8 protein-coding genes and 2 pseudogenes are annotated in these 8,236 nt (G+C 66.8%); 5 read left to right on the forward strand and 5 right to left on the reverse strand.

All coding sequences use genetic code 11. The features are described from left to right. A partial coding sequence (locus AX681_RS22545; protein WP_066682435.1) for a DUF6628 family protein occupies positions 1-414 on the forward strand: 414 nt, incomplete at its 5' end. On the opposite strand, the gene AX681_RS14765 is transcribed toward AX681_RS22545, so the two are convergent. From AX681_RS14765 to AX681_RS14775, 3 genes are all read right to left on the reverse strand, one after another. After that, positions 411-1,163 carry a PLDc N-terminal domain-containing protein gene (locus AX681_RS14765; protein WP_066659309.1) on the reverse strand — a complete coding sequence of 251 codons (753 nt, stop codon included), beginning with the start codon at positions 1,161-1,163 and terminating at the stop codon, positions 411-413. The two genes, AX681_RS22545 and AX681_RS14765, sit on opposite strands and share 4 nt — an antisense overlap. Further along, positions 1,160-2,821, reverse strand: a complete 1,662-nt coding sequence (locus AX681_RS22885) for an AmpG family muropeptide MFS transporter (protein ID WP_066682436.1) — start codon at positions 2,819-2,821, stop codon at positions 1,160-1,162. The genes AX681_RS14765 and AX681_RS22885 overlap by 4 nt, the downstream gene beginning before the upstream one ends. A gap of 65 nt (positions 2,822-2,886) precedes the next feature. Further along, positions 2,887-3,321, reverse strand: coding sequence for a response regulator transcription factor (locus tag AX681_RS14775; RefSeq protein WP_066662119.1), 435 nt, complete (start codon positions 3,319-3,321; stop codon positions 2,887-2,889). Between the two features lie 102 nt (positions 3,322-3,423). On the opposite strand from AX681_RS14775, the gene AX681_RS21495 reads away from it, so the two are divergent. The 4 genes and pseudogenes from AX681_RS21495 to AX681_RS23725 all read left to right on the forward strand — a co-directional run bounded on the left by AX681_RS21495 (position 3,424) and on the right by AX681_RS23725 (position 5,710). Next, positions 3,424-4,722 (forward strand): pseudouridine synthase, encoded by a 1,299-nt coding sequence (locus tag AX681_RS21495; protein ID WP_082738044.1) that lies wholly within the window; start codon positions 3,424-3,426, stop codon positions 4,720-4,722. Further along, on the forward strand, positions 4,719-5,258 hold the full coding sequence (rsmD, locus tag AX681_RS14785; protein ID WP_066662116.1) for a 16S rRNA (guanine(966)-N(2))-methyltransferase RsmD: 540 nt from the start codon (positions 4,719-4,721) through the stop codon (positions 5,256-5,258). The genes AX681_RS21495 and rsmD overlap by 4 nt, the downstream gene beginning before the upstream one ends. Positions 5,259-5,350: 92 nt before the next feature. Continuing rightward, a pseudogene (locus AX681_RS23455) lies at positions 5,351-5,470 on the forward strand (hypothetical protein); the annotation flags it as partial. Positions 5,471-5,494: 24 nt separating this feature from the next. After that, on the forward strand, positions 5,495-5,710 hold the full coding sequence (locus AX681_RS23725; RefSeq protein WP_082738043.1) for a type II toxin-antitoxin system RelE/ParE family toxin: 216 nt from the start codon (positions 5,495-5,497) through the stop codon (positions 5,708-5,710). 39 nt (positions 5,711-5,749) lie between these two features. On the opposite strand, the gene AX681_RS14795 is transcribed toward AX681_RS23725, so the two are convergent. Next, positions 5,750-7,852 carry a catalase gene (locus AX681_RS14795; RefSeq protein WP_066662109.1) on the reverse strand — a complete coding sequence of 701 codons (2,103 nt, stop codon included), beginning with the start codon at positions 7,850-7,852 and terminating at the stop codon, positions 5,750-5,752. Positions 7,853-7,933: 81 nt separating this feature from the next. Then, positions 7,934-8,236: pseudogene (locus tag AX681_RS22550) on the reverse strand (MFS transporter); the annotation flags it as partial.

Raw genomic sequence — 8,236 nt, forward strand, 5'->3', positions numbered from 1 at the left:
ACCCTCGGCACCCTCCTTCCCCGGCTCCAGCCCGAGGATCCCGCCGCCCGCCTGTTGCTGTTCGGCATCCGCCAGCTCGGCGCGAACGGCCTGGGCGACGCCGCCGCCGCGCATGCCTTCATCACCGCCTTCGGCAAGGGCTTCCGCCGCCCGCTATTGCTGCTGCGCACGCTGATGGCGGAGATGTCGGCCGCCAGCGCCGGCCCGATCCAGATCGCGCCCTGGTGCTGCGCCCGCATGACCGCATCCGAAGCCGCGCTGATCGCGGTCATCGCCAGCGTCGAGCGCGACAGCGAACGCGCCCATCTGCTCCTGTCCGACCTGCTCGGCATCCGCCGCATCGACACCGTGCTGGCCACCGCCCACGCGCTCTCCAACGCCTTCGCCGATGCCGGGATGCCGGTGGAGGTTTAGCGGTCCCGCGCGCGCAACTGCGCCAACGTCTCCGCGGCCCAGCGATACATGTCCGCCTCCGCCGCGCGCTGCTGTCGGTCGAGCCGCCGCGCCCGCGCCTCGACCTCCTCCAGCTGCTTGCGCGCCTTGTTCTCCCAGCCCTCGGCGAGCAGCAGCGCGGCATAACGGCACCGCGCCTCTTCGCCGGGGAGGCGCGTCACGATGTCGGCATACAGGTCCAGCGCCTCCTGCGCGCGACCGAGATGCTCGAGCATCCGCGCGCGCAGCAGCGACAGCCGGTCCCGCTCGGCCTGACCCGATGGCGGGTCGAGCGCGTCGATCAGCGCCAGCGCTTCGGCGGCATGGCCTTGCTCGAACACCGCCCGCGCGATCTTGCGCTCGATCGCCGCGTCACCGGGAGCACCCATGCGCGCGTCGCGATACGCCGCCTCGGCCTCGCTCCACCGCTTCAGCTCGGCATAGGCGTCGCCCAGCCGCACCTTGTTCGCCACCGTATCGGCCATGTCGAGCGCATCGCGCGCCGTGCGCAACTCGCGCTCGGGGTCTAGCGCCGCGACCGCCTTGGCCCGTGCGGTGCGCACATGCCGGTTGCCGGCAAGCCCCGGCAGGATCTCGACGATGACATAGGCGATGCTGCCCACCACCGGCAGAAAGATCAGCGCCGCAAGCCACAGCGTGTTGCGGCCCGTCTTCACCAGATGCACGACCAGCGCGACCTGGATGCCGATCACCGCGAGATAGGCGATCATGCCGGGGCCTTCTCCGCCCGCGCATCCCCCTCGCCCTCGGTCCCGGCATTGCCGATCGACCGGTCGACCAGCCCCGACGCCATCATCCACCAGAACAGCAGCACCCCGGGCAGCGCCAGCACGGTCGTGAACAGATAATAGTTCACATATCCCATGCCCTCGATCAGCAGCCCGGCGGTCGTGCCCGACAGGAACCGGCCCAGGATGCTCGCCGCCGCCGACAGCAATGCGAACTGCGTCGCGGTGAAGCTGAGGTTGCACAGGGCCGAAAGGTACGCGACCACACACACCCCGCCGACACCGCTCGCGAAATTCTCGAACCCCATCGCGGCGGCCATGCCGATGTTGCTCTTGCCGCTTGCCGCCAGCGCGGCGAATGCGGCGTTGGAAATCATCATAAGGAACAGGCTGAGCAGCACCGACCGCTTCATGCCGAGCTTCACATACAGCACGCCGCCAACGAAAATCCCGGCCAGCAGCGCGACAAAGCCGACGCCGACGTCGTAAAACGCGATCTCGGTCTTGCTGAACCCGAGATCGTTGAACAGCAACCGCAGCGTCAGATTGGCCAGCGTATCGCCCAGCTTGTGTACCAGCACGAACAGCAGCACCACAGCGCCGCCCTCCCGCCGGAAAAATTCGATCAGCGGCCCGACCTTGCCGCTGTCGGCAGGTGCTGCCGCAACCGGACGAAGCAACGCGATCCCCAGCAGCGCGGCGGCACCCGCCACCAGCAGCGCGATCGCCAGCGGATCGCTCCACCCGCGCCACAGCCCGACGCCGACTCCCGCGACGGTCACCAGCCCCAGCCAGGTCAGCGCACTCGGCTTGCCCGCATCGCGCGCACGCCGCGCGGTCAGGTCGAATAGCGGGAACAGATAGCCGACCAGCACCATGTTCGACAGGATGTTGACCCCCAGCACCCCATCGATCCAGCGCCCAACCAGGTAGAGCGGAACGAACGACAGGATGAACATGAGATACGGCCGCTGCGCCATCCGCTCGGGCCATTCGCGGCTCACCTTACGCTCCGGCTCGCCGACGATCAGCCCGGCCAGGATCGCGGGCAGCGCAAAGATCGCGCAGGCGGCATAGGCCACGCCCCAACCCGCCCCATCGGCGACATACAGCGCCAGTCCGCCCGCACCGGCCGACCCGATCCGCCAGCCATATTGCGACATGCCCGACCCGATGCCCAGCTGGCGCGGTTCGAGCAGCTCGATGCGATAGGCGTCGATCACGATGTCGAACGTCGCCCCGGCAAGGCCAACCATGATCGCCGCCGCCACGACCCAGCCGAGCGACGCGGTCGGATCGAGGCTGCCGAGGAACACCACCGCCGCCGCGACCAGCGCGCCCGTGACGATCAGCCAGCTGCGCCGCATCCCGATCGCGCCCAGCACAGGAATGCGGAACTTGTCCACCACCGGCGCCCACGCCCATTTGAGGTTATAGGCAAGGAACGTCAGCGCGAAGGCGGTCACCGCCGACTTGGTGATCCCGTCCTGCGCCAGCCGCGTGGTCAGCGTCGCGCCGATCATCGCAAAGGGAAAACCGGACGAAATGCCCAGCGCCAGCGCGGCGAGCGGCGCCTTTTCGAAATAGGGCCGGATCCCGTCGATCAACGATCCACTGGCCGGCGTCACCGCGTCACTCATGCAATCCCCCACGCTTTGACAGCGACCCTAGCGCGAAAAACGCCGCTGCAAAGCCCGGGTGAGGATTATTGCGCGACGGGCTGGAACAGGCGCAAGCCCGATGGAATGCGCTTGGGCGCGCGCCCCTCGGCCAGCGCCTCGCAAATGTCGATCGCCGCGACCAGATCGCGCTGCTTGTACGGCTTGGTCAGGCAGCCAAGCCCGATCGGTTCGAACTCCGCCGGGTCGCGCCCGGTGATGATCAGCACCGGAATGTTCTCGGCGCACGCCGCATGGGCCACGTCCGCGCCATTGCCATCGCTCAGGCCCAGGTCGACCAGCACGATATGCGGCTTTTCCGCCGCGATGATGTGCCCGATCGCCTCGCCCACCGAATCGGTCGTGGCGACGACGGTAAATCCTTCGTCGGACAGGAAATGTTCGGTGTCGAACGCCACCAGCGGCTCGTCTTCGACGATCAGCACCCGAACGATCTGCCGCTTCTTCCTGCCGAATACCATGACCCACCCGAACGTTACGCCTGTCAAACGCATTGAACGCGTTCCGGTTCGGCTGCGCACAAGAATTTTGCGCGCGGGCCCAACCCGCTGTATCGCGCCTCAATGTCCCCTTCATCGACCAATCAACCTGAACGGCAACCTGCCAAGGCCGGCGAACGTATCGCCAAGCTGCTCGCCCGTGCCGGAATTGCGTCACGGCGCGAGATCGAACGCATGATCGCCGAAGGCCGCGTCGCGATCGACGGTCAGACCCTGACCACGCCTGCCACGGTGCTGACCTCGCTTCACGGCGTCACCGTCGATGGCAATCCGGTCGCCGCGCCCGCCCCGGCGCGCCTGTTCCGCTTCCATAAGCCCGCCGGGCTGCTCACCACCGAACGCGATCCCGCCGGTCGCCCGACGATCTATAGCCGTCTGCCCAAGGGCCTGCCCCGCCTGATGCCGGTCGGCCGCCTCGATCTCTCGACCGAGGGGCTGCTGCTGATGACCACCGATGGCGAGCTCAAGCGCCAGCTTGAACTCCCCGCCACCGGGGTCGAGCGCAGCTACCGCGCCCGCGCCTATGGTCAGGTCACCCAGGAGCAGCTGGAAGAGCTGATGCTCGGCGTCGAGATCGAAGGCGTGCGCTACGGCTCGATCAACGCCAATCTCGAACGCCGCACCGGCGCGAATGTGTGGATCGAACTGACCCTGACCGAGGGGAAGAACCGCGAAGTCCGCCGCGTCCTCGAACATCTCGGCCTCAAGGTCAGCCGCCTGATCCGCACCCGCTACGGCCCGTTCGAACTCGGCGACATGCCCGTCGGCGCGGTGGATGAAATCCGCCAGCACGACCTGATCGTGTTCCGCAAGGCGCTGACCGGCCCCGGCGGCGGCAAGGCCGCATCGAACCTGCAACTGTCGGGCAAGTCCAAGGCGGTGGATGCACCACCCGAAGAGACGCCCGAACCCGCAGCTCCGTCCCCAGCCAACCGCGCGGAACGCCGCAAGGCGGGCGCGCAGGTCAGCGAGCCCGAAGCCTATAAGCCCGCACGCCCCAAGGCGGAGAAGAAGGGTCCCGAAAAATTCGGCGTCGCCCAACGCCGCCGCCACCAGGCTGCGATCCAAAAGAAGAAGAGCCTCTCCCTTTCCGGGGATGGGATGGGGGTGGGACAGCGCCGACAGCGGCTCGATGCCGCTGACGGGGCTCCGAGGCCGGAACGCCGTCCCTCGCAGCAAAAGGGCAAGCCATTCGGCAAGCCCTCCGCCCCGCGCCATGCCCAGCATGACGACGACGGCAGCCCGCTGCTCGATCGGCCAAAGCGCGCCTTCCGACCCGGCGCCCGCCACCCCGGCACCGCACCCGGCAAGCGCCCGCCAAAGGGCAAGGGTAACCCGACCAAACGAGGCCCGCGCTCATGAGGATCATCGCCGGAACCTGGCGCGGCCGCCCGCTCGTCGCGCCCAAGGGCGACGCCACCCGCCCCACCGCCGATCGCACGCGTGAGGCGTTGTTCTCGATGCTCACCAGCCGCGTCGGCAGTTTCGAAGGGCTGGCCGTCGCCGACCTGTTCGCCGGCTCGGGCGCGCTGGGCCTTGAGGCACTGTCGCGCGGCGCAGCCTCGTGCCTGTTCGTCGAGCAGGACCGCGCCGCGCTCGACGCGCTGCGCGCCAACGCCGACAAGCTCGGCATCCGCCCCGACATCCGCGCCGCATCGGTCCTGTCGCTCGGCCCCGCGCCCAAGCCGCTTGACCTCATCATGATGGACCCGCCCTATGGCACCGGCGCAGGCGCGGTCGCTCTCGACAAGCTCGCCCGCCTCGGCTGGACCGGCCCCGCCTCCTGGGTCAGCATCGAAACCGCGAAGGGCGAAAAGGTCGAGGTCGACGGCTTCGTCACCGATACCGAGCGGGTCCACGGCAAGGCGATGCTGACGATCTTGCGCCAAGCGACCTAGCGGCGCATCTTCCCCGCATGGGAAAGCTCGATCCGATCTACTCGGAATTCGAAACCGAGGAAGAGGCGCAAGCCTATGATGCCTAGTTTCGCGCGCAGGTGGAAGCTGGACTCGCATCGACTAGGCCACGCATTCCCCACGCGGAGGTAATGGCGAAGATCGACGCGATCATCGAAAAGCATCGGGGTGCGCAGTCCGACCTGGGAAGCTGACGCCGAGCTTCAGCTCGTCGAGCTATTGAGTTCATCGGCGAACGAAACGCATCAGCAGCGGCCCGCCTCCGTATCATGATCGATGATGCGATCAATCGCACGTGTCGGTTCCCAGAGAGCGGCCGCCCAGGGCGCATCCATGGAACGCGCGAACTGATTGTCCATCCGAACCATATCGTGAGCTATCAAATCACTGACACGACGATCGACATCCTCCGCATTCGCCCACGCTACCCGTAAGACGGCGGCGGCTCCCACCGGGAAGCCGCCGCCCGAGCATCAGGGCAGCATCCGCACGCCCGGCTCGCGGTCCCAATAGCGCTTCGCCGCCGCCGCGACGAACCCGTCATCCAGACCCACCACACCATTGTCCGGCTCCACACCCGCCTTTTCGAGCAGCGGTTGTGCCGCATCGCTCGCCGCAATCGCTTTCAGATGCGCGAACGCATCCATCACGAACTGCACAGCCGCGCCTTCCTTGAGCAGCATCGCGGTGCCCTCTTCCGACAGCGCGATCACCACCGCATCCGACATCACCGACGGATAGCCCGCCAGCTGCGCATCCGCTTTGAGCAGCGAGCCGTCCGACATCTTGGCACCACCGACCTTGGGTGCGACGATCACCGCCCGCGCGCCAGCACCCTCGATCGCCTTGGTCATCTTTGCCACTGCGTCGGCATCCGACCCGTCGGCAACAAGGATCGCGATCGACCGGCCGACAATATCCTCCGGCTCCAGCGGCCCATCGATGATCCGCAACGCCGGCGACAGGTCGAAGTCCTGTACCTCCGCCGCGGCCTTGGACGCAGCAGGCACCGGCATGCCGATCCCATCCGCCACACGCTGCGCCAGCTCCGGATCGACATTCACCAGATTGGCCACCGTCCGCTCGCGGACATGCTCCAGCCCGACCTTGGACAGCTCGAACACAAGTGCGAAGGCAACATGCGCCTGCTCCGCCTCGGCCAGCGAGCGGTAGAACATCCGCGCCTGGCTATAGTGGTCGGCAAAGCTCTCCGGCCGCAGCCGCAGCTTGTCGCCCTGTTCCTGCTCGGCCGCGCGCCCGGGATGCGTCTCGAAGCCGGTCACCGGGCATTCGCGCGGCCCGGTCACTTCCCCCGCCATGTCCAGGCTGTTGGGCTCGTAATTCGCGCGCCCCTTGGGCACGTTCATCTGCATATGCCCGTCGCGCTGAAAGTTCATCACCGGGCATTTCGCGGCATTGATCGGCAGCTGGTGGAAATTGGTCGATCCCAGCCGCTTGAGCTGCGTGTCGAGATACGAGAACAACCGCCCCTGCAGCAGCGGATCGTTGGTGAAGTCCAACCCCGGCACGATGTTCCCCGGGCAGTAGGCAACCTGCTCGGTCTCGGCGAAGAAATTGTCGGGATAGCGATCGAGCACCATCCGCCCGATCGGTCGGACCGGAAGCACTTCCTCGGGAATGATCTTGGTCGGGTCGAGCACGTCATAGGGCAGGCTGTCGGCGAATGCTTCGTCGAACGCCTGAATGCCCAGCTCCCATTCGGGGAAATCGCCGCGGTCGATGGCCTCGAACAGGTCGCGGCGATGGAAATCGGGATCGGCCCCGGCGATCTTCACCGCCTCGTCCCAGCAGGTCGACTGCACGCCCTGCTTCGGCTTCCAGTGGAATTTGACAAAGGTCGACTTGCCTGCCGCATTGACCATGCGGAAGGTGTGGACGCCAAAGCCCTGCATCGTGCGCAGCGATCGCGGGATGGTGCGGTCGCTCATCGCCCACATGATCATGTGGATCGATTCGGGCATCAGGCTGATAAAGTCCCAGAAGGTATCGTGCGCCGACGCCGCCTGCGGGTATCCGCGATCCGCCTCCATCTTCACCGAATGAACCAGGTCGGGGAATTTGATCGCGTCCTGGATGAAGAACACCGGGATGTTGTTGCCAACCAGGTCCCAATTGCCTTCTTTGGTATAGAACTTCACGGCAAATCCGCGCACATCGCGCGGCGTATCGATCGACCCGGCGCCGCCCGCCACGGTCGAAAACCGCGTGAACACCGGCGTCTTCTTGCCCTTCGCGCTGAAAAGTCCCGCCTTGGTCAGGTCGGACAGATCCTCATAGCTTTCGAAATAGCCATGCGCCGCAGAGCCGCGCGCGTGCACGATTCGCTCGGGGATCCGCTCATGGTCGAAATGGAAGATCTTCTCGCGCAGCACGAAATCTTCCAGCAGCACCGGTCCGCGCGCACCCGCCTTCAGCTGGTTCTGATTGTCGGACACGCGAATGCCCTGGTTGGTGGTCAGGTGATCCGCGCCCGCGTGATCGCCTTGCTCGGGCACGCGCTGGTGGGTTTCGCCACCGTTACCGTGGTCGGTGTCGAACTGTGTCTCGTCTGTCATATGGGAAGCCCCTTGCGATGCCGTGCCCGCTCAACGGGTGGCAGCGGCCAAGGGTCCGCCGACTAACGTGGATCAGTGCGATTAGGCCGCGTCACGCCCCTTCAGCGCGAGCAGGGCGATCAGGCTCAGCACCGCCGCGCCACTCAGATACCAGCCGACCGGAGCCAGCCCCGCATCCATCGCCAGCTTCTGCGCAATTACCGGGGTCAGCCCGCCGCCGATCACCCCGGCAATGTTGAACGCCATCGACACGCCGGTATAGCGCACCCGCGCGGGGAACAGGTCGGTCAGCCACGCCGACAACGGCCCATAGACGAACCCCATCGCGAACAGCAGCAGCGCCAGGAACGCGAACACCCCGCCCAGCCCCGCGCCCATCAGCGG

This window comes from Sphingomonas sp. CCH9-E2, assembly GCF_001557215.1.
In the GTDB taxonomy this organism is placed as follows: Bacteria; Pseudomonadota; Alphaproteobacteria; order Sphingomonadales; family Sphingomonadaceae; genus Sphingomonas.